Source organism: Chryseobacterium indologenes, assembly GCF_018362995.1.
Lineage (GTDB): Bacteria > Bacteroidota > Bacteroidia > Flavobacteriales > Weeksellaceae > Chryseobacterium > Chryseobacterium indologenes_G.
The window spans coordinates 1,923,798-1,946,463 of the sequence record NZ_CP074372.1 but is presented as its reverse complement, the minus strand read 5'-3'; the positions used below and the strand labels follow the sequence as shown (position 1 = coordinate 1,946,463).

Below are 22,666 nucleotides of genomic sequence, written 5' to 3'. Positions count from 1 at the left end.
AATAAAATTCTTCCTTCGTAAAATGGCAGTCAAATGATTTAGCTTATGAGACGGTCTCTTTCTTATCGTAAACTATCCTTCAAAACCTTCTTCAAGCTTCAGTTTATTCACTAAAGGATTGGCATACATCGCCAGGAAATACTCCTTAGAAACGAGATCTGACGGGTCTATACGCATCTCAAGTCTTCGGATAAACAACTGTTTCTCCTGTTCAGTATATTGTGAAGCATAGGTATCTGTATGATGAATCAGATCGTAGGCAATATATTTTGTCGGCCAAAGCTTATAATTCTTAATGATAGAATGGTCAATCACCTGTGCAACGGCCTGCAATTGTTTGTTTTTATTCTCAATCGTAGTGGCAATTTCATCCAGTTCTGTGTCAATAACATTACCGGCATGCAGATGAATTCGTTTCTTTTGCCCTAATATTCCGCTGAGCATGGTGGTAAAGTCTTCATTTTTACCTTTGATGTATTCCTCATCCCTGTGCTGTGCCAGAAGCTGAGGCATTTTCAAAGAATCCGTAGGATCATATTCGTAAGAAATAGATACAGGAACAATCTTTAAGGTTTTAAAATACTCTATCACTGACTGATCTCCTGATGCCATAGCAAGCATTTTTAAAACCCCTTGTTGAGTGGCATCATTACCGTCTTTGGTACGGCCTTCACGCTGGGCGATCCATACAGAGCGGTTTTCGTGATGCAATTGATGATCAATATACTCAGACATCGTTTGTGAACTTTTAAGCTGATCACGAAGCGACAGTCCTCTTTGAACCAAAAAGTTACGGTTCAGCTTAGCCAATACATTCAAGAAGTTTCTTTTCACAAGATTATCCCCAATGGCTGAAGCAGTCATAATATGGCCGCTTTCCAGAAGAGCCAGATTAAGCAGGGAAGTATCCAGTACAATATCTCTGTGATTTGAAATGTAAAGGTATGGAGTGTTTTTATCCAGTTTATCGAAGCCTGAGGTCGTTAATCCTTCAGAACTTTTCGCAAGGATCTGACGAACGGTATGCGCTACAAAATGATGCTGAAAATCACTTATAGAGTGGATCTCTTTAAACTGTTCCAGCCAGACCTGCTCATCCACACCGGGAAAAGTAAAGTTCATCAGTGCTTTCATCATAGGATCACGGGCTACACTCTGCAATCTTTCATTCACTTCATGATCATGAAAATACCGTATTTCATCAAACTTCGACATGCGATTATTTAAAAATTAAAACTTTTTGCAAAAGAACGAAAATTTATCTGGGGAATGGGTATAATGCTTGTTAAAGTATTATGAAGGGCTTAGGAGTTAGGGAATAATGTGTCAATTGTAAAAGAAAATCGTAATTATATTTCTAATATTTACATTCAATTCTGCTCCAAAAATAGATTTTTTACAACTTGTTCTTCTGTATTTTATAATCCAGCATTTCCACCAACAGATCTGCCACATTCATATTTAAATTATCTTAAGCATTTTTACTAGGAAAAATAAAAACAGGTAATCCTATAGATTACCTGTTTTTGATACATTTATTAAAATTTTTATTTCTTAAGTTCCGCTAATAAATAGAAATTGCATATTTGAAATATCTAGATAATTCAAAAACCATTGCTATTGCAATGGTTTTGTGGATAATATTTCTAGTTAAAAATTTATTTGATAATCTTTTCAGGAAAAAAATCTTTTAGATCAATATCATAAATTACAGGATTACATTTTTTTTCAGAGATATTCTCTTTAGGAACCTTTGAAATATTACTTAAAATATCATCTATATTTTCGTAAACAATATTTCCTTTTAGATCAATGTCTGTTACATTACAAAAATTTCGAGTGTCTTGTATGGTAATCCACGCTTTATAAATTTCATTTTTTGGTGGTGGTAGTGGCATGTAATGATATTTTATAAAATACTCGTAATTGAAATCTTTATCTAGTATAGCCATTGAAGAAACAAACATATAGTTATCGTGAGAACCGGTACGCAAACTGAAATTATAGACATTTGTTTTGGTATGAAATATCATCTGTTCAAAATTAGCAAGTATACCTTTATTATATTTTTTAGAAAAGAAGATAATCTTTGCAATGCCATTAGTTCCTAATTCTTTTTTTAAATGAAAATCTTTTCTATTTAATATATAATAAATACTATAGTTGTTATCATCAGATATTTTTATAAGATTTTGTTTTTGTGTTTTTGAATTAATAGAAAATTTTTTATTTTCTATATCAATCATTTTCAATTGAGAGAAGGCATTTACACTGATAGTAAAGACCACCAATATTATTATTTTATTTAATTGTTTTAACTCCATATTTTGTCATTATAATATTAAAATTTCTTTGAGTAGCTACTCCATCTCTATACCAAACCCAACCCTTGAGATATCTTTCCTCAGAAGTTTGATTATAATTTATAAAATTTTGAAATGGAATATTTTTTTGACCTTTAGCAATATAGTTACTTGAATAGTCTCTATTCACAAAAACATCTCTTGATGTAGCAATTGAGGAAATTCCTGTACCAAAAAGATCATCATATCTCACGGACAAACATGATCCCATAATCAGATTTTTGCCATCCTTAACATATTTGGCAATCCCGATGAGACTTTCTATACTGTTTCTTGTTTCCGCAGCCAATTTACTTTTATCAGATGTATACTGTTGCATATGACTCCCTAGGATTTTTTCAGTTTTAAGATTTGTATAAAAGCCTGTATCTCCTGTCATTCTATATCCCGTCTCAGAATTTGAATCAGGAATTACTTCTCCTTTTTCATCAAATACATAACGTAGACTTTGTAAACCATGTGCATTAATAAAAATGTTGTCGGCAAGATTTTGTCCCAGATATGCTATTAATTTTTCCAAAGCATCTTTTAAGCTTGAAGCATCAATTACATGCCAACCGTTTTTTTCAAAATCGCTATTAACGAAATTACCAACATGCCCAGCATCTCCCCTTAAAAAATTCAGGATGATGTTAGTTGCTGTAGATCCCCCACCGGTTCGTTTACCAATCCAGTTATTCTCTATATATCCTGAGGTGAAATTTCCACTTCCTCCTGCAAACCACCATGAGCCATCAGGTACACTAATTTCTAACCCTCCATCATATGGTTTATTTCTCATCCCATCCGGATCTGTAAACATCACAGGATTATCAGCTCCATAGTGATAAGGGCTAAATCTCCTAAATGCTTCCGCTAATGGATCTGTGGTTCCCCATCTTCCCAAATCCGGCATATACATCCTGGCCCCGTAATCATTCCAGCCGGTTTCCTTTTGTAATTCCTTACCGTTGTATTGATAATTATAAGATGGGTTTCCTCCCACATTATTATATCCCCAATGCTTTAATCCAAAAGGATAATAATTGTTTTCTTCAAGAGCTTCTGTGCTGCCATTGGTATTTTAAAATAACTGAGGCGTACATATCCCAAATGGTATGTATATGGTAAAATATTCTATCTTTTACCAACACTTCTGAAACACCTTGTATGATCTTCAATATTTTAAATGACCTATTTTCTCTTTTCTTCTGCTCTTGCTATCCACAATATTAACTCAACTTTACATTTTTACTAATGTTTTTAAAAATAGAGTATTGATTTTCAATACTCTATTTTATTAGCAACATGTTTGGAACATTACCCACTAATCTTGTAATGGCTTTATTTAAATAGTAGTGAAATATTTGTTATTTATAAGCTTCAAACGAAATACTATTACTTTTAATCGTTCCTAAAAAGAATTTATATTTTTCAAATTTCTTTTTCTGCTCTTTTGTTAGCCATTGATATGCATCATCTGTAATACAAAGATGCAACCCTAGGTTATATCTAGAAAATTCCAGAAAATAGGCATCATATAAAAAAGAAGTATTTGTTCTAAATAAGTTACTTAAATCTACAGAAATTTCATAACTATATTTTTCATGAGGCTTCAGTATTAATAAGTTATTTGTTATGTAATAATTTTTAAAAGCATGCTCATAAGAATTAAAATGATGCTTTTTTTTCCATTTATTAATTTTATGAAATTCTTTATCTGCGACTACCTGTAATGTTTTTATGTTTTCTTTCGATTCTCTATCTGAATGCCCTCTTGAAGATTCAGGATAGAGATAATTTTGATCATAATCCCTATTTATCATTATTGTGGGAGCAAAAAAATTGTAAGGATAGTCTTTTTCATTGTAAACACCGCAGTATTCTGAATCATAATATCCTTTAAATCCATTTACATCAAAGGGAAGTAAATAATTATCATCGGTAAGATTAACTACATCAATTTTTAATGTTAATTGATATGTTTCTACATGAGATTTAATGGTATAGTTAATCTTGATTTGTGATTGAAGAACAAAACTAACTAGTAAGCTTAATAATCCTAAATATTTTTTCATTTTTCTATTTTATACTATTATTCCAATTTAGATATGCTTTCATAATAATATTGAAGTTATTGTTAAATTTATTAATAGCAGCTTCTGGATAACGAAAAATATCTGGTATTTGTTTCGCACCATGCTTACTATATGTATAATCTAACGGATCTTTTATGTTTTGATTTCCTATTCTTGATTCCCAAGAGTAGGAGATATACTCCGAAAAGTAGCTAAAAGCATCACGAGCAGTTGGGCTATTCTTATTGGATTTAATAGTATCGAAGAATATATCTCTAAAGTAATGAGTTATAGAATGACCTACTTCGTGACCAATAATAAATGAATACTCTAACACGCTTGGAGATTTACCTAGGTTTACCAAAATGTCAAAACCATTAGATTTTCCATGGAAAAGAAAGTTTTTAGTTTCTATAAATTTAATTCCTCTATCCCCTGGTTTATAACCTCCTACAGAATATAGTTTAGAGATAAGACCTGAAATTTCATCTGTTTTTATTATTTTATTCCAATCTTCAAAACTTGCAATCGTATTCACAGGATCACTCCAGCCTGCTTTTTTTAATTGCTCAACCATAGAAAACAAGGCTCCAATACTTCCTCCACTTCCAAAATATGATTGAGCAAAAGTAATCGCCCCCATACTTGTAAACGATAACCCTCCAGAGGATGGTTCACCGCCTCCACCACTATCAGCCATAGCAAAAAACCTCCCCATTCCATCACCTGCGCCAATAAAAGCTGAAATAGTGCTGCTATCGCCAGGTCCTATATAATTAAGCATGCCTCCACTTGGCTGATACCCTGCCATTCCACTGCTCTCACTATTGGGAGCTTTGATCTTTCTTCCGTCAGGATCGATGAACATAATAGGGTTGTTTGCCGCATAATTATAAGGGGTTAGTCTTCGGTACTGTTCTGCCAAAGGATCTATCACTCCCCATCTGCCAAGATCTGGTATATAAAACCTGGTCCCGAAATCAAACATTCCTGTTTCCTGAAGCTCTTTACCATTATATTTGTAAGAATAGTAACTTCCGAAACCGGATATTCCTAACATTCCTGAAATATGGTTGAGTCCAAACGGATAATTATGGCACGAGTGAAACGCTCGCACCACCGTAATGCGGTAGGGGTATATATTCAATGGAACGAGCTAAAAATCGAACCTCCGGAGTTTAAACTTTGAAATATTGCTCTAAATATTTAATATCCTCAGGATTATTAAGATTACAGTCAACTATGATTACATTTTTATTTACTAATTCTTTTAGATGTTCAAAGATTTTTTTCAAATTATCAATCAAAAACTCAAATGATATCATATGGAAACCAACATTGCTAATAACGATATTATCTTTTTTTCCATCGATTAATAATTTTAGTAAAATTATGTGTAATTTACCTAAGGTATCATCTACTCTAATTTCAATACCTGTTAATTGATTAAATAAATTAATTAACTTAATTTTTTCATTCTTCCTAATTTCATCGTAAAAATAACTTATTTTTAGAGCATTATCATAAGCGAAATTAACGAAAACATACTCATTCATATCCTTTAAGGTTTGTAATTCTTTTGAATTTATTATAGATACTCTGTTCATTATCTTGTTGGTTTTACAGGGAATTTATATATTTTTCCATAATTAACAGGATTTGCGTTATCCCATTTTGCATTGTTCATAAGTATATCCATATACTTATAGTCACCTGTTAGTATTTTATATTGAATAGCAGAACTCATTCTATGGTTACCATCATTTAAATAAAATTTCCCTTCCCATCTAAATCCAGCTACTCCAACAGGTTTATTAAATGTACCATTCATCATTTGTTCTAAATATTTTGCTGTTATAGCCGGATCTATTCCAGAATTAAGACTTTTGAAACCTTGAGCTTCTGCTTCGGCAGCAATCTTTGACATCATAGAAACCTCTTCGGCAGCAGCTATAGTCCTTCCATAACCACCAAACATCAATCCGCCACCGCTTCCTTCATCTTGTAGTATCTCCATATGGGAACTGTTCACATTTCTGGCAAATCTGTCCAGCCAGTTTTCACCTTCGTTATAGAGAGGATAATCTCTCCATGTTCTATATTGTTCTAATGGGCTTTCACCATTGGCGTTTACATTAGCATTTCTGATAAGTCCAAACAATGCTGTTTGTCCATAACTCATTGAAACCCTCTCTATTTGCCCAACTTCTAGCCTTCCTGCTTTTTTCTTCCCTCCAAAAAGCCAACTTATAAATCTTTCTATAACTCCGGGACCTGTATTGCTTTTAGGAGGACCGCCGCCGCCATCAGCCATGGCAAAAAATCTTCCCATTCCATCACCTGCACCAATAAAAGCTGAAATAGTACTACTATCACCGGGTCCTATATAATTAAGCATGCCTCCACTTGGCTGATACCCTGCCATTCCACTGCTCTCACTATTAGGAGCCTTGATCTTTCTTCCGTCAGGGTCTATAAAAGCTGATGAGATTAAAGCATAGGCATAAGGTGAAAATCTTCTGTTTGTTTCAGCCAGTGAGTCAATTATTCCCCATCGTCCGATGTCAGCCATGTACATTCTAACACCGTAATCATTCCAGCCGGTTTCCTTTTGTAGTTCTTTCCCGTTATACTGGTAATTTACTAGTATTTTTAAAAATAGAGTATTGAAAATCAATACTCTATTTTATTACCAACATCTTTAGAACATTATCTCTTACAAGGGGATTATTTTTAATCGGATTATAAAGCCAACTTATCAGAATGACATAATAATATTTAATTGATTTCTTCTTCAGATGCACTTAGTATAGTCCACCACTCTTTATACTTAGGAATTCGTTTAAAAGTAAATATAATGTATTTCTTTTTAGTTGAATTTACAAAAGAAATAACTGCTAAATCTTCATTAACAATATAATCTCCTAACAGCAAGTAATTTTTTTCTTTAGGTATGGTATTAATAATTTTGATCGTTTGTTCTCCTGATTCTGCTTGATATTTAAATTCTTTTTCAGTAGGAAATATCTTATTATTTTGATCTACAATTATTATTTTGTTACTATTTATAAAACTGCTTAAAGGATATAGTGTATTATCACTTTCAAAAAAAGAATTTAAACCTTTATATTGTGATTTTATGTTAGAAAATGGAGCAATACACAAAAACACTATAAATATTAATATGGCTTTTTTCATAATTTATTTATTAAAAATGTTGTATAAAATTTTATAATTTTGCTTTATATATGTATTAAAAGCATCTGATGGATTACCTGGATCTCCAATTTTTTGGTAACTATTGATAAGTTTTTTTTCAAAATAATCACCCGGGTCTCCTGCTAGATTACTTCTCCTAAATGAAGAATCTGTTCCTGCTGATACTCCCCAATGATTAATTTCATGACTTATAAAACCTATCATCTGAACGATGTTGGTAATCCCCCCCATGGTTTTAGTATCCTTGTTTGCTGTTTTAAACCACTCGAGTGTATTCATATCCATCCTTATCAAATTTATGGGGGCTTTTGGATTTGATCCATAAGGATAATCTGCAATTGAAAATGAAGTACCGTCCTTAAAACCCATTAATGCAAAATTTGTATCACTTTTAAACATTTTATTTAATTCTTCAATAGAAAATCCAGATGTATTACTCAAAATATTCATAAACTTTGTATCATTAGTAATTTTAGGCAAAATATTCATTACAAAATCATAAAATTCGGGATAATTCTCCTTGTAAAATTTTTCTGCAGCTTTATCAAATTGAAAAGAAGGAGAGCTTTCTGCAAAATAAGCCATTATATCATTGTACATTTGTGTTTGTCCAAAAGTAGAAGCTCTACCTCCGCCACTATCAGCCATGGCAAAAAAACTCCCCATTCCATCACCTGCACCAATAAAAGCTGAAATAGTATTGCTATCACCAGGTCCTATATAATTAAGCATGCCTCCACTTGGCTGATACCCTGCCATTCCATTACTCTCACTATTGGGAGCTTTGATCTTTCTTCCGTCAGGATCTATAAACATAATCGGGTTGTTTGCTGCATAATTATAAGGGGTTAGTCTTCGGTACTGTTCTGCAAAAGGATCTACAACGCCCCATCTGCCAAGATCAGGCATATAAAACCTGGCTCCGAAATCAAACATTCCTGTTTCCTGAAGTTCTTTACCCCCAAATTTATAACTGCTCCAATTTCCAAAGCTTGCCATACCAAACGCTCCTTCGATATGGTTCAGACCGAAAGGATAATAGTTATTGGTATCTAAAATTTCAGGAGCACCTTCGCTGTTTCGGGCAAAACTTACCCTTACATTTCCTAAATGGTCACGATACTGGTAAATATAGCGGTTTTCTTTGAAACTGTAAAACCCTTCTGAAGTGGCTGCAAAATCCAGTTTCCATTCCGGTGTTTGTGGTTCGATAATTTCTACTCCTCTGTATGCCTGTTCTTCAAAAGCTGAGGTTGTCTTACAGGTGAGACAAGGTTCAAGACCTCCCATATCTACAAACTCATACTGAAAGCCGTCCAGATAATCCGTTATTTGGTTGGTCACAGTACTCCCTCTGCCACTGTTCCAGCTAGTATGGGTTTTCCTCATTTTAGTACCATCAGCGCGGTACAGATACCCGAGATTGCTGTTCATTGTAGATCCCAATATCGTCTGTGAGATGGTAAACATATCCGGCAGATCCAGAAAATTATAACTGATTGACTGTATGCCTTTATCCAGCATTGTTGTCATATTACCGTTGGCATCATAGTCAATGGTATTATTTCCTCCTTCATACCCGGTATCATTCAAAGCATTCTCTATCACTTTATTCAATCGGTTTCCTGTATATTGGTACACCAGGTCATCCACCATTGTAACAGCTGTTCCAGAGACAGCATAGGCATTTCTTTTCAGAGTCCTGATATTTCCGTTCAAATCATACGTTATATGTTCGTTATACTTGTTATTATGGGGAATTGTTGAACCAGGCTCAGAATAGATGGCATCTTTAAGGCGGTTGATAGGATCATAGATATAGGAATATCTTTTAAGGATACCGTCTGAGGCTGCTTTCCAGTCTACTTCAGAAATATTACCATTGCTTTTTCCCGGAGCTACATTAGCATATTCAGGATTCTGATATCTTACCTCATATCCAAAAAGCTTATTACCCAAATTGACCGGATCATTGATCCTGATAAGAGCACCACGGATGTTATATTTATAATCGATAGTCTGAAGTCCGTTTCCGACCTTTTTTTGGGAAAGCTGAGACAATTCGTTATATGTATTTTCTGACAGTATTTCTACAGTACCGCTGTCTACCTGATGCGTGTGTTTTTTCAGACGGTTCTGGTTGTCATACTCAAAGTTCTGGGAAATCACTTTCTCTGTATCCGTACTGAGTCTTTTATGATAGGCCTTAGTGTATTTTGCCACGCCTGAAAAATCCAGTTCAGATTCGGTTCTGGTGTATCCACCTAAATGATTGATAGAATGGGAGCCAATTGCTCTTCCTTTTGCATCATAATAGATATAAGACTTAGTCCAGTTGTCATCTTCTATATTTTTCACAAGGCTCATGGTAGGCATAGCCTGAGTATTAACAGAAGCATTACGGATATCTGTGATTACCTGCTGCCCTAGGATTGATGCAGGAAAAGAAGGATTAAAGCTATATTGCGGATAAGTATCATAATAATTAACAGAAAGAAGGGTTTCAACGTTAAAATATGAATTGGTGTAATAAAGTGTCATTCCATTTCTTACAATACCTGTGGAGTTTCTACTATCATAGATAACAAGATCACCAATCTGACTTTGTATGGTATTTCTGGTGTCAGCAGAACTGAACGTTCCCGTATAGACAATTCTACCCAATGCGTCATACTTGGTCATCATCCATTTTCCTGATGGTCTCATCCTGGCATCCTGGGTAAGAATTAGCTGATCTGCCTTATCATAGATACTAAATTCCCAACCTTTTCCCGGTAGTTTCTTTTCTACTACTCTTCCCAATCCATCATAACGGTACTGATAGCAAAGGTCATTCAATACTGTTTCATCTGGTGCTGTAGTTCCTACGGCCAGAGGAGGTAACACATACACCAGTTGTCCATATTCGTTGTAGAGATAATAGGTGTCAATATCCTTTGTTCCATCATTTTTACGTACTAAAATCGTTTGCCCTTCACCATTTTGAAATTGTGTAGTGCTATTCAGATCTTCATCAGTAACCGATGTTTTCATTAATTGGTTAGCGGCATATGATCCTGATAATGTAATCCCGGAATCCGTTCTACCTTCCTTCCATGCTGTTGTAATTGTATATTTTTTTACTTCCCCATCAGCATTTGTATCATAGCCCATAGTAACAGGTTTTTGAGCCCATGCCTGTCCTACGGAAACCGCCTGTTTGATACGGTTTGTATATACATTATCATAGATCTTCTCTGCATAAATTTTTTCATTTCCATATACGGTTGAAGCATTATTCAACGGCGTATCATAAAATGTTCCGCCTGCGGTACTTTGAGGAATCGGAAGATAATCTTTTATCTGCTTCCCTAAAGCATTATATTCGATCGGGGTAACAAAGTCTTTCTCCTGTGGTGTTGCTTTGATAGCAACTGTCTGAACCGGTCTGCCAAGCCCGTCAAAATACTGTACAGTTTCTGTCTTTTTTATACAGTTGGCGTCCAGACAGTTTTTTGTATAAATATAATTCCTGGAAGTACTGAGATTGTTCTGTGCAAAAACAAAACATGAAATGAAAAGAATAAATAATGAGAAATCCTTTCCCTTTGGGTTTATATTTATGGGAAAAAACAAGGAATTTACCTTTCTGTTTTTTTTCATGATAATTAGTGTTTATAGTTATACTGATATTCCTGCAATGTCTCACCCGAAGCATTAGTTACTTTGATCAGTCTGTTGGCAGTATCATAGATATTCACTGCTCTGATTCCGTTTGCAGAAATAGAATTTGTAACGCCTACCAAAGGATCATAAGTGGTTGCGGAAACAGAATATCCGGCAAGAGCTGGATCTTTTCTTAAATTTTCCAACGCCAATATAAGAGCCGGTTCTGTGGAAGGGTCATCAAAATCTGAATTAGATGCTGCAACAGCAGCTGCTACCACAGGTAGCGATCCAATCTGAGCATATCCTATACCTGTAATCACAGCAATAGGCTTGGTTTGATAATATCCCCAAACCGTAGTGGTTAGAATTCCATTTTTTGCTGTAGTTTGCACCAGGTTTCCTTTATTATCATAAATATCAAGCTTTGTAACCATTACGGGTGCCTGTGTCTGCATGTTATAGCTGAGTACAGATGTAGGATACAGATGTGAAGCATCATCAAATTTTGTCTCTGCTTTTCCTATCAATTTTCCATTTTTTTTGATGGTTGTTTCTAAAAGAACATCAACCATGTTAGCTGTAAGGAGTTTTTGAATTCCTTTCTCATTAGGATATAGTAATGTTTTCTCTACAGTAGTTCCATCCGCTGACGTTTCTTTTGATGAAGTCACATAATTGTAGGTGTCATCAAAAATACTTTCTGAGCTGCTACTTAGCTTTTTGGATGTTCCGGAAACATAAGTTTCCATAAAAGAAGACTGCTTTGAAATGTTGATTTTCTTTACAGCGTTTCCCTGAAAATTGACATTTGCCAATGGAATACCCTTATATTCATATTGAAATTCGGACTTCTGTAATAACTGATTTCCAGATCCGTAATCTTCTCTTTTTTGTAAAAGCCCCATAGTGCGGAGATAATTTTTCATATCCTTGTCATCAGAGCCAAAAAAGGTAGACGGTATGTTGATAAATTCCAAAGGAGATGTAAAATAATATTTTGAATAGCTTCCGTCAATCATATTAGTCATCTTAACATTGGTATACCCTACAGGAATGCTTGCTTTAGGGCTGCTATCGATAAATGATATTTCATCTGAAGAGTCCAGCCCAGTGCCACTTGTTAATAATGGATCATTGAAAGTATCATATTCATAACGGGTATAACTGACTGGAATTATTTCACCAGGATTAAAATTTTTAATACTCTTTATTCTCAATCCGTACCCATAAATATTTTTATCCCTTTTCTGCTGTTTGGCTGCATAAATATCCACTGTACCATATCCTTTCTTCAAGCCGGAAAAGGTAAAATTAAGTGGTCCGGAAAGATTTGTAAATAACCTGATATCTTGAATACATTCCTGTTGGATGAGTGGGTTTAAAAGTTTATCTCCTATATTGCCTCCAATTTTATACTGGATAACAGTAGAACTGCCTGGATTGCCAGGAGGTGCAGGATGCAAGGTGTAATTGTATTTTACAAATAACTTATTCTGGTATCCTGAAGGTAAATTGACAGTATATTGACTGTTTATTTGGGTATCAAAATTTAAAGTATAGATTTTATCAAAATCATAATTGTTAAAATAACATTCAGAAGCTGTGCAATTTCCTTGATTTGTTGTATAATCAACCATTGAATGAGGTTCAAATTCATATTCGGTAATTCCACCAGTAGGCAGAATTATTCGTTGTAATGCCCCATTACTTGCAGAATTACGGTCCGTTGTATAGGGGGATCTCAACTCCCCACTATCCAAATTACAGGCTTCAAAATGTGAAGGATACCCGTATTGATCGATATACATATCGGTATTGGACTGATTTTCGTTTTTATATTCAAAAGAAAATTTCTGGATAGATGTTCCATTTTTATCCAGATTACTAAGTTCTTTGAGGTAGCTAAGCTTAGTGAATAGATATTGATTAATAATCTCATTCCGGGTATTTTTTAGCATGACTTTTTTAAGCGTATACCAGTCTGCATCACGTCCGGAATTAAGGTTGGTAGGTGTTCCGTTGTCAAGATAATCATATTCTATACTTCCAACTTTATTAATAGTTACTTTTTTAATTTTCTGATTCTGTAAAGTACCAGCAGGGCTTGTAATGGCTTGTGTCGCTGTTATGTATTCAATATTAACCATTTCTTCATTTTTAATATTTACAATTTTTGACAAAAAGAATCCGCTGTTAATAAACTTATATTGAGAAGGAGAGGTGCTTGTACCATCTCCTATGTACATTTTATTGATATTAGTTTTATCAAACAGATAACGATTTCCTTTATTGTCAATAATAGTAAAGGATAATATCTTATTAGGCTTGGAAGTATCTTTGGTTACTATTATTTTATCATTAGCAGGTACGGTATGAACTCCTATCAATTGCTGGGTAGTCTTATCCATTCCTATATAAAACTTCCCACTCCCTCCAGGATAATTGTAAACATAAACATCTGACCACGCTTCATTTGCTGTAGTTGAAGTATAATAATCACTGTCTATTCTGGTTTTATTTCTCACTATGCTCCCCATAGTAGATAAATTCCATCCTTTCCCGACATCACTAATCATATTGAAGGCTGAAGCGCTTTCTGAAGTATAGTTTAAATCCAGATTAATACTAATTCCTGTCGTAGGAACTTCCACGTTAAATAATGGCAACGATATATTAGGGATTCCCTGATATATATTGGCATCCCCATTGGTTACATAATCATATTTCTGAAGTCCTATTTTCTCCTGTCCCGAAACATCGATATTTCCTAATAAAGCAGCAAGTGAAACAGTACTTAATAGTAATTTTTTCATAATTTTTAATTTTACTTTTTAATTAATTTAGCATTCGCCGTTTTATTGTTATCAGTTTTTATAGTCACCAGATAAGCTCCCTGAACCAAAGCCCGTGTATTAATCTTCGTCACTCTGTTCTTTGTTTTTAAGCTCTGAAGCTGTCTTCCGCTCATATCATAGAGCAGAATATCAGCCTCTTTGAAATCAAAGCCCATTTCTACGTAAGCATAATCCGAAACAGGATTTGGATAGATTTTAATGTCATATTTTTCAATTAACTGATCAACCTGTTTGTCTCCCAGTTTTACAATCTTCCAGTTTTCTTTACCCAGTTCTTCTGCACTGGTTCCTGCAAGAACAATAGAACCGTCTCTGTTCAGTTTTAAATCAGAAAGTCTCTCTTCCTTCTTGCTGGATTCTCCTTTTACATGTTTTCTCCACTGTTCATTTCCATTCTGATCCAAATACAGCATCCAGAAAGTTTCATCATTGGTTTGTATTCTTCCTTCTGCCTGGGTATAACCTCCCAATAAAATACCTTTTGAAGATTTGTCATCCGCAGAATGAAGAACGCTCATTCCCATCAGTACATCTCTGTTTTTGAAATTATAGGATTTCTGCCACTGTTCATCACCTCTTTCATTTAAAGAAATCAGCCAAAGGTCTGTTCCTTCTTCCAGACCTGCCGTTTTATTGCCTGATCTTTCGGATCTTGATTCTCCGCCGATGATAAAGCCGGTTGAAGTTAAAGCCAGAGTTCTGATATGATCATCTCCCTTTCCTCCAAAGTTCTTTTCCCATTCTACTTTCCCGTTTTTGTCCAACTTGACAATCCAGTAGTCACCCTCACCAAAGTTTTCAGTTTGTTTTGGGGTTCGGGATACGGGGTTCGGGTTTTTAACGTCTGACACAGAACCCGCATCTCGAATCTCGGAACCCTTTTCAGATCCCGAAACGCGAACCTCGGAACTCCTCGAATAAATTCCCAATAATGCTCCGCCATCTCTCGTTGGAATCATCTTCTCTACTTCGTCTAAGCCTTTTCCGCCTAGAATTAATTGGGAGAGTTCTTTTCCGTTTTTATCGATTCTGGTAATTAAGACATCTTTGGAGCCGTAACCTTTCATTTTGGAATTCTGGGCGGAGACGAAAGATCCGGCAACAAAGAATCCCAGATCTGTAGTCTGGATCACAGCTCTGGCTTCTTCATCGGAAGAACTTCCTAAAGTTTTTTGCCATAATTCGTCACCAAATTCATTGATTCTGATCAGCCAGATGTCTGATCCTCCTTTAGAATCATCTTTTTTATCCAGTCCTTTTCCTGAATAAGAAGTTCCGGCTAATAAAAATCCTCCATCCTGTGTGGTAACAGTTGCTGACAGATAATCATGGTTTTGTCCTGAAAAATATTTTTCCCAGACTTCTTCACCCTGCTGGTTCAGTTTGATAAGATGAAAATCATAACCGTTGTTCTGCTTGCTTCCCGCCTCCAGCTTCCCGCTTCCTGACTGTATAGAACTTCCGGTGATCAAATATTGCTGATCGATGGTTGTGATAACCTGACTCAAAAAATCCTGAGTTGAGGATTTAATGTCTTTCTGCCATACCACTTCCTGGGCATGGATACCCAGGGCTGTACATAAGATAAATGCACTGAGAGAGATTTTTTTCATTCCCGTGTTTTTTAAGTTAACATTGTTTGTAATGATAAATCATGGTTAAATCTGATTATCTGGTGATAGATCTCTGATAATCAAATTGGTTTATATTGTAACATATTTCAAAACTATTCAAAATAATATTCTTTGTAGAAAAAAAATATTGTATTTCATATGCATGAAAATTTGTACACATTAAATTGATTTTAAATGTTTTAAAAGTAGCTGAAGAATATCCGCTGAATGAATGTAATGGAATAAAAATTTCATAGTTATTGTTTTTTTAGCCATCATTTGGCTGATTTATAAAATCCGATAAATTTAACACTTTTTAACATGTATTTCCGAATATGACTTTGATTTAATACAAAAATATTTCTTTGAAGCGACAGAATCTGTCGTGTTATTTAAAAGGGTACATGTTTTCATAATGATTGATCTTTACATATATTATGATCAGATGAAGCAATGATAATAAAGATTTCTATTTTTTGCTTACGGAAAAACGTAATGTTCTGCAAACCTGTTCCGACCATAATCCCTAACCACTCAAAAATATTTTCAGCCATTAACACATGTCATTCCAAACATTTATAAAAGTGACTGTTGATATCTCGTAAGTGTCAATAGCGGCATCAATAAGCCCCTGAAACACGTGGTTAATATATCGGAAACCGGTCTTGAAATAACGGCAACAAGTTGGTTAAGTGTCTCTAGGTATTTCAGAATAAACTGAAGACACTTTACTTATTGTCTGCAGGCAGTTTTTAAATGATAATACCCCCTTAGGGAAGGGGGTATTGATACTTATTGAAATAGGTGTTTGAACTTCAGAACCGCCTATTGATACTTGTTCAACCGATTGTTATCAGTTCTTTACGTCATCAGAGGGAGCTGCCGGAGGGGTTGAAGCCCCTGTTGTCACAAAAAACTGTTTCATGTCTTCATAAATAACATTGGTACCCGGGACATTTTCTCCTGAAAGGAATTTCATGTTTCTATAGAAGGTGATGGCGTTGTGATAGTTATCATGATCCAGCAAAACTTTAGTATCAGACAGCTGTTCTGTTAATGAACTCATTATTTGCAGACGTTGTTCTACCTGTTCTCTTCCCAGATAATCCTTATCGAATTCCGCTTTATCTAAGAAATTCGGAACATGCTGGGGATATTGCTCCATGTAGATTTTGGCTTTATTCACGAAGAGTTTGTTCTGTTCTGCAATACTTCCATACTGTTGTCTTTCTTCGGGAGTCAGGTTGATAGTCTTTCCTGATAAAACCGTTTCAATAGTTTGTAATGCCTGATCAAGGTTGCTAAGCTCTTCAGCGGTAAAACTTATACTGATTAAATTGTCTAGTGCCATGATTTTGTGTTTTTTGTGTTATTCTGATCAAATATAAGCAGTACAATGTATAAAAAATCAATGTAGTGTGAATTTTTTAGCAGGCATTCATCAGATAATGAAAACCGGATAATAGTGTTTGTTTTTTATGGTTTTTTGAAGGAAAAAAGAGTGTGTAATGAAGGAAATGATGAAATAGGAGAGGGTAGTAGTTTCAATGTATAAGAAAAGATGAAACTTTATGAATTGAATATTGATTATTATTTTGTATATAGTCAAAATGTTGAGTCTCGTCCTACTTTCCTAACCCGACTAGTAATAGAAAAATAAATAAAATAATTTTATAATTATAAATTTATATTGTATATGCAAGATAAAGATGATTCAAAAACTTTAGTATTTTAGTGCTTTCTTAAAGAAAAATAATCCCTAATTAAATAATTGGAATGTCAGAAGAACAAAAAAAAATATTAGAACAGCAACTTTGGAATATTGCTAATACACTAAGGGGAAAGATGAATGCAGATGAATTCAGAGATTATATTTTAGGATTTATTTTCTACAAATATTTGGCTGAAAAAATGGAGATTTATGCTAATTCAATATTGAAACAAGATAATATTCAGTTTAGAGATATAAAAGAAAATACTCAGGAAGGAAAAGAATATATCGATGCAGTTAAAGAGGAAGCATTAGAAACGTTAGGTTATTTTCTAAAGCCTTCTGAGCTATTTAGTGAGATTGCAAAACGAGGAAGTAGTGATTATGATACTTTTATATTGGAAGATTTACAAAAAATCTTAACCAATATCCAATTAAGTACAATGGGAACCCAAAGTGAAGAGGACTTTGATAATCTTTTTGAAGATATGGACCTCAATAGTACAAAACTTGGAAAAACTGCAGAAGCAAGAAATGCTATTATCGTAAAGGTATTAGTACATCTTGATGAAATTGATTTTAAACTAGAGCATACAGAGCTCGATGTATTAGGAGATGCTTATGAATATTTGATTGGTCAGTTTGCTAGTGGTGCTGGAAAAAAAGCAGGAGAGTTCTATACTCCTCAAGAGGTTTCTAAAATTTTGGCAAAAATTGTTACGACAGGAAAAAATAGATTAAAATCTGTTTATGATCCCACATGCGGATCGGGATCTTTATTACTCCGTGTTGCAAGAGAAGTAAAAGATGTCAATAATTTTTACGGACAAGAAATGAATCGTACTACCTATAATCTTGCCCGAATGAACATGATACTTCATGGTGTTCATTATCTTAAATTTGATATCAAGCAGGAAGATACTCTAGAGCATCCACAACACTTGAACGATATGCCTTTTGAAGCTATTGTTGCTAATCCACCATTTTCAGCTAATTGGAGTGCAAATCCATTATTTTTGAATGATGACCGTTTCAGTCAATATGGAAAATTAGCTCCTGCCAGTAAAGCAGATTTTGCGTTTGTTCAGCATATGATTTATCATTTAGCGGAAAATGGGACAATGGCAATTGTTTTACCTCATGGTGTTCTATTCCGAGGAGCAGCGGAATTACATATACGAAAATATCTTATTGATCAGAAAAACTATCTGGATGCTGTAATAGGTTTGCCTGCAAATATTTTCTATGGGACAAGTATTCCAACCTGTATTTTGGTCTTTAAGAAATGTCGTGAAATTCCTAATGATATTTTATTTATTGATGCAAGTAAAGAATTTGAAAAGGTGAAAAATCAAAATATGTTACGACAGGAGCATATTGATAAAATTGTAAATACCTATCGAAATAGAACTGAAATTGAGAAATATAGTCATTTAGCAACTTTGCAAGAAGTTGCAGAAAATGATTATAATCTAAATATACCCCGGTATGTAGATAGTTTTGAAGCTGAAGAAGAAGTTGATATTCAGGCTGTAATGCAAGAAATTAAATCTTTGGAAGTTAGACGTGCTGAACTTGATAAAGAAATTGATGTTTATTTTAAAGAACTAGGATTGGTTTTTTAATTCTTTAATCCTTAATGTTTATAATAACGAAGTTTAAATTATCAAGATGACAAATAAGAAATTAAAAGTGAGTAACGTTCCTAATTTGAGATTTCCAGGGTTTGAGGGAGAGTGGGAAGTAAAGAAGTTGGGAGAAGTATGTGAAATTAAAACAGGAAACAAGGATACGCAGAATAAAATTTCTGATGGGGAGTATCCATTTTTTGTTCGATCGAATACAGTCGAAAGAATTGATAGTTATTCATATGATGGTGAGGCTATTCTTACATCGGGGGATGGTGTTGGGGTCGGAAAAAACTTCCATTACATTGATGGAAAATTTGATTTTCATCAGAGAGTGTATGCATTAAGAAATTTTAAAGAAGAGTATAATGGTAAATACATATATCATTTGTTTTCTGAAAAGTTCTATGATAGAATAAGAAAATTATCCGCAAAAAATTCAGTCGATTCGGTTAGAATGGATATGATTTCAGGAATGAAAATATATTTCCCGGTAGTTCTTGAACAAAAGAAAATTGCTTCATTTTTATCACTTATTGACGAAAGAATTATAACCCAAAACAAAATACTATTACATTATCAATCCTTAATTCAAAAACTCAGAAACGACATATTTAAACAGAAACTAAGGTTTAAAGATGATTTTGGGAATAAATTTTCCGAATGGGAAATATACAAATTGAGTGATATTTCAAAAAGAATAACTCAGAAAAATTCTGAGAATAATCAAAATGTATTGACAATATCAGCTCAGTTGGGATTAATAAGTCAGCTCGATTTCTTTAATAAGTCAGTTTCTTCGAAAAATGTTTTAGGATATTATCTTCTCATACAAAATGACTTTGCATATAACAAAAGCTATTCAAACGGATATCCAATGGGAGCTATAAAAAGACTAAAAATGTATGAAAAAGGAATTGTTTCAACATTATACATTTGTTTTAGGTTTAATGAATCAGTAAGTATAGATTTCATGGAGCAATATTTTGAATCAGGTATTCAAAATATTGAAATTGAAAAGATAGCACAAGAAGGCGCTCGAAATCACGGTCTTTTAAATGTAGGAATATCTGATTTTTTTGATATTAAAATTAGTATTCCTTGTATAGGTGAACAAAAACAAATAGCATCTTTTTTATTCAAAATCGATTCAAAAATCCAAACTGAAAAAGCAATTTTAGAACAGCTTGAAAGACAGAAGAAATATCTCTTACAACAAATGCTTGTATAGTAATTTATACAAACATTTGTTGTAAGAAAAACTTTTTTTGTTTTTCTAATTCTTGTAGTATTTGTGTTTCTGTATTTAATTTTAAATCCATAGATGAAAACAGATTAGCAATTTTGATTTGTTCTTCTAAACAAGGAATAGGTAAAAAGAGATTAGCTAATCTATTAACTGAAATACTCAAAACTTTAGAGCCTTGAGATTCTTTTTGAATCTGTGCTCTAACTTTTTGTGATTTAAATAAATACCCAGAAAATCCAATTAAAAAGATATTACTAATTGGTCGGGCTAAAATTGTATGTAATCCAGCTAATATTTTTTGATTATTTAAATTAATAATTTCAATACTTTTACCCACATCATTTAAGTCTTCAGAAGCATCTGCAAATATCATATCTCCTTCTTTACAATAACTATCTTCACTTATCTTTGTGATATTTATATTTGAATTTATATATGGAACAACTTCTTTTTTAGCATCAAAGAGAGTTGGAAACTTTGTATGAATATCTCCATAGTGAATATTTTTTACTGTTCCATTTTCATAATTCAGTTTTTCTCTAGAAAATGAGCTAGTAACTTTAAAAGTAAATAAATCTTTCATCATTTTTTCATTCCATTCTGGATAATATTTACCATTATTATCTTTAAATCGAAGTTCTCGGTCAAATATTTTTTTTATTAATGAATGTTTTGATGATTTTAACTCCTTAATTATTTTGTTTTGGGTTCCGATTCTCTCGTCAATAAGTGATAAAAATGAAGCAATTCGCTGCTGTTCTTTTAAATTGGGAATAGATAGCCTAATACCTTTGATATTTTCAAAGTTTAAACCTTCTCGGCCGCTCCCCGTTTGTAGATTATTAAATATATTTTGACCTTTACTAGAAGAGAATATTGGTTGAATAAACCGTGGATGGTATTGTTGGGTTAATCTTATAATACAAACATGTTGATTAACGTTTCCTATTTTAAAATCATTAGGGACTACACAACTTCTTCCCAATGATGCTCCAGTTATATTAAGTAGTATGTCATTAGATTTGACAATACTATTTTTCATTTGATTATTTACTGATTCTGGAATAAATGTGGAGTTTTCTAGTTCTAATTTATCATTATTGACATTTTGACTACGTATAAAAAGTATGCCTTGTTTTATATATATAGCCTCGCCGCCTAATGGAGTTTTACCACTATTCACTTTATTAGCAATATCCCCTAGCTTCTTCACTTCCCATTCCTCTTCAAACCCTGGAAATCTCAAATTAGGAACCTTTAGCACAAAGTTATCTGGGAGATTAAATATCCTTAATCCATTATTGCTTTCTTTGCTGCTTTTTTAACTTTAAAAATAATGAATAAACAAAAACAACTTTCAGAAGTAATTAACCTGTGGAAAGCAGATAAAAGACAGTATGTGAAAAAATCAAGTTTTTCAGCTTATATGCTTTTAATTGAAAATCATTTATTACCAGCCTTTGGTGAAAGATATGAAATTGAAGAAGTGGACGTTCAGAATTTTGTTTTTCAAAAGCTTGAAAAAGGTTTAAGCCATAAAACGATTAAAGATATTCTGATCGTTTTAAAAATGATACTAAAATTTGGTGCTAAAAATAAATGGTTGAATTATACTCCTTTTGACATTCAGTATCCGACAGAGCGTGAAAGACATAATGTCGAAGTTCTAACTAAGGCAGACCAAAAAAAAATTATGAACTATATACAGGAGCATTTTACATTTAGAAATCTGGGCGTTTATATTTGTTTAAGTGCAGGTATGCGTATTGGGGAAGTATGTGCTCTTACTTGGGAAGATATTGATACAGATAATGGTGTTATTAGTGTCAATAGAACTATTCAAAGGATATATGTTATAGAAGATGGAAACCGAAGAACAGAATTAATCCTTGATACTCCAAAAACCAAAAATTCAATACGTGATATTCCTATAAGTAAGGATTTATTAAGAATACTAAAACCCTTTAAGAAAATTGTTAATCCTTCATTCTTTGTATTGACTAATGATTCTAAGCCTACTGAACCAAGGACTTATCGCAGTTATTACAAAAATCTTATGAAGGAATTAAATATGCCTGAACTTAAATTTCATGGTTTAAGACATAGTTTTGCAACGAGATGTATTGAAAGCAACTGTGATTATAAAACAGTCAGTGTATTGCTGGGGCATTCCAATATAAGTACCACTTTGAATCTTTACGTTCATCCAAATATGGAACAGAAGAAAAAGGCTATTGAGCAAATGTTTAAAGCTTTAAGATAAGTTTATTTGATTATGGATTAGGAGCTGTGCAATCAGAATACTTTTGTTAAATTTATACAA

At 33.5% G+C, this 22,666-nt stretch carries 16 protein-coding genes; 3 read left to right on the top strand and 13 right to left on the bottom strand.

What is annotated here, in order from left to right; all coding sequences use genetic code 11:
• Positions 1 to 72 precede the first annotated feature (72 nt).
• The 12 genes from DYR29_RS08640 to DYR29_RS08585 form a co-directional block, all read right to left on the bottom strand.
• Positions 73 to 1,215, bottom strand: coding sequence for a 1-acyl-sn-glycerol-3-phosphate acyltransferase (locus DYR29_RS08640; protein ID WP_213280152.1), 1,143 nt, complete (start codon positions 1,213 to 1,215; stop codon positions 73 to 75).
• A 443-nt stretch (positions 1,216 to 1,658) separates the two neighbouring features.
• Positions 1,659 to 2,324, bottom strand: coding sequence for a hypothetical protein (locus DYR29_RS08635; protein ID WP_047378365.1), 666 nt, complete (start codon positions 2,322 to 2,324; stop codon positions 1,659 to 1,661).
• Positions 2,302 to 3,348: an RHS repeat-associated core domain-containing protein gene (locus DYR29_RS22975; RefSeq protein ID WP_342213465.1), complete on the bottom strand. Its 1,047-nt coding sequence runs from the start codon at positions 3,346 to 3,348 to the stop codon at positions 2,302 to 2,304. Before DYR29_RS22975 ends, DYR29_RS08635 begins: the two co-directional genes overlap by 23 nt.
• Positions 3,349 to 3,712: 364 nt before the next feature.
• Positions 3,713 to 4,420, bottom strand: coding sequence for a hypothetical protein (locus DYR29_RS08625; RefSeq protein WP_213280151.1), 708 nt, complete (start codon positions 4,418 to 4,420; stop codon positions 3,713 to 3,715).
• Between the two features lie 4 nt (positions 4,421 to 4,424).
• Positions 4,425 to 5,480 (bottom strand): RHS repeat domain-containing protein, encoded by a 1,056-nt coding sequence (locus DYR29_RS08620; RefSeq protein ID WP_213280150.1) that lies wholly within the window; start codon positions 5,478 to 5,480, stop codon positions 4,425 to 4,427.
• Positions 5,481 to 5,598: 118 nt separating this feature from the next.
• On the bottom strand, positions 5,599 to 6,027 hold the full coding sequence (locus DYR29_RS08615; protein WP_213280149.1) for a hypothetical protein: 429 nt from the start codon (positions 6,025 to 6,027) through the stop codon (positions 5,599 to 5,601).
• On the bottom strand, positions 6,027 to 7,097 hold the full coding sequence (locus DYR29_RS08610) for an RHS repeat-associated core domain-containing protein (protein WP_213280148.1): 1,071 nt from the start codon (positions 7,095 to 7,097) through the stop codon (positions 6,027 to 6,029). Before DYR29_RS08610 ends, DYR29_RS08615 begins: the two co-directional genes overlap by 1 nt.
• Positions 7,098 to 7,198: 101 nt before the next feature.
• A complete protein-coding gene (locus DYR29_RS08605; protein WP_213280147.1) occupies positions 7,199 to 7,618 on the bottom strand; it encodes a hypothetical protein in 420 nt (139 codons plus the stop codon).
• Positions 7,619 to 7,621: 3 nt separating this feature from the next.
• The gene (locus DYR29_RS08600) at positions 7,622 to 11,281 is read right to left on the bottom strand and encodes a DUF6443 domain-containing protein (RefSeq protein ID WP_249413655.1); all 3,660 of its coding nucleotides are present in this window, start codon (positions 11,279 to 11,281) and stop codon (positions 7,622 to 7,624) included.
• A gap of 5 nt (positions 11,282 to 11,286) precedes the next feature.
• Positions 11,287 to 14,100 (bottom strand): hypothetical protein, encoded by a 2,814-nt coding sequence (locus DYR29_RS08595; RefSeq protein ID WP_213280146.1) that lies wholly within the window; start codon positions 14,098 to 14,100, stop codon positions 11,287 to 11,289.
• 11 nt (positions 14,101 to 14,111) lie between these two features.
• Positions 14,112 to 15,755 (bottom strand): T9SS type A sorting domain-containing protein, encoded by a 1,644-nt coding sequence (locus DYR29_RS08590; RefSeq protein ID WP_213280145.1) that lies wholly within the window; start codon positions 15,753 to 15,755, stop codon positions 14,112 to 14,114.
• Positions 15,756 to 16,608: 853 nt separating this feature from the next.
• The gene (locus DYR29_RS08585) at positions 16,609 to 17,106 is read right to left on the bottom strand and encodes a hypothetical protein (RefSeq protein WP_213280144.1); all 498 of its coding nucleotides are present in this window, start codon (positions 17,104 to 17,106) and stop codon (positions 16,609 to 16,611) included.
• A 425-nt stretch (positions 17,107 to 17,531) separates the two neighbouring features.
• Here DYR29_RS08585 and DYR29_RS08580 point away from each other — a divergent pair, with 425 nt between their 5' ends.
• Both DYR29_RS08580 and DYR29_RS08575 read left to right on the top strand, forming a co-directional pair.
• Positions 17,532 to 19,091 (top strand): type I restriction-modification system subunit M, encoded by a 1,560-nt coding sequence (locus DYR29_RS08580; RefSeq protein ID WP_213280143.1) that lies wholly within the window; start codon positions 17,532 to 17,534, stop codon positions 19,089 to 19,091.
• Positions 19,092 to 19,137: 46 nt separating this feature from the next.
• Entirely contained in the window at positions 19,138 to 20,325 is a 1,188-nt protein-coding gene (locus DYR29_RS08575) for a restriction endonuclease subunit S (protein ID WP_213280142.1), read from the top strand.
• Between the two features lie 4 nt (positions 20,326 to 20,329).
• Here the strand turns inward: DYR29_RS08575 and DYR29_RS08570 are convergent, their stop codons facing one another.
• Positions 20,330 to 21,589 carry a restriction endonuclease subunit S gene (locus DYR29_RS08570; protein WP_213280141.1) on the bottom strand — a complete coding sequence of 420 codons (1,260 nt, stop codon included), beginning with the start codon at positions 21,587 to 21,589 and terminating at the stop codon, positions 20,330 to 20,332.
• 90 nt (positions 21,590 to 21,679) lie between these two features.
• Between DYR29_RS08570 and DYR29_RS08565 the strand changes: the two genes are divergently transcribed.
• Complete coding sequence (locus DYR29_RS08565) at positions 21,680 to 22,606, top strand: tyrosine-type recombinase/integrase (protein ID WP_213280140.1); 927 nt, start codon at positions 21,680 to 21,682, stop codon at positions 22,604 to 22,606.
• Positions 22,607 to 22,666: the final 60 nt, after the last annotated feature.

Excerpts from the sequence above, each read along its gene's own strand:
- DYR29_RS08640 (WP_213280152.1), bottom strand. The coding sequence starts at position 1,215 with ATGTCGAAGTTTGATGAAATACGGTATTTTCATGATCATGAAGTGAAT.
- DYR29_RS08635 (WP_047378365.1), bottom strand. The coding sequence starts at position 2,324 with ATGGAGTTAAAACAATTAAATAAAATAATAATATTGGTGGTCTTTACT.
- DYR29_RS08625 (WP_213280151.1), bottom strand. The coding sequence starts at position 4,420 with ATGAAAAAATATTTAGGATTATTAAGCTTACTAGTTAGTTTTGTTCTT.
- DYR29_RS08620 (WP_213280150.1), bottom strand. The coding sequence starts at position 5,480 with ATGTTAGGAATATCCGGTTTCGGAAGTTACTATTCTTACAAATATAAT.
- DYR29_RS08615 (WP_213280149.1), bottom strand. The coding sequence starts at position 6,027 with ATGAACAGAGTATCTATAATAAATTCAAAAGAATTACAAACCTTAAAG.
- DYR29_RS08605 (WP_213280147.1), bottom strand. The coding sequence starts at position 7,618 with ATGAAAAAAGCCATATTAATATTTATAGTGTTTTTGTGTATTGCTCCA.
- DYR29_RS08600 (WP_249413655.1), bottom strand. The coding sequence starts at position 11,281 with ATGAAAAAAAACAGAAAGGTAAATTCCTTGTTTTTTCCCATAAATATA.
- DYR29_RS08595 (WP_213280146.1), bottom strand. The coding sequence starts at position 14,100 with ATGAAAAAATTACTATTAAGTACTGTTTCACTTGCTGCTTTATTAGGA.
- DYR29_RS08590 (WP_213280145.1), bottom strand. The coding sequence starts at position 15,755 with ATGAAAAAAATCTCTCTCAGTGCATTTATCTTATGTACAGCCCTGGGT.
- DYR29_RS08585 (WP_213280144.1), bottom strand. The coding sequence starts at position 17,106 with ATGGCACTAGACAATTTAATCAGTATAAGTTTTACCGCTGAAGAGCTT.
- DYR29_RS08580 (WP_213280143.1), top strand. The coding sequence starts at position 17,532 with ATGTCAGAAGAACAAAAAAAAATATTAGAACAGCAACTTTGGAATATT.
- DYR29_RS08575 (WP_213280142.1), top strand. The coding sequence starts at position 19,138 with ATGACAAATAAGAAATTAAAAGTGAGTAACGTTCCTAATTTGAGATTT.
- DYR29_RS08565 (WP_213280140.1), top strand. The coding sequence starts at position 21,680 with ATGAATAAACAAAAACAACTTTCAGAAGTAATTAACCTGTGGAAAGCA.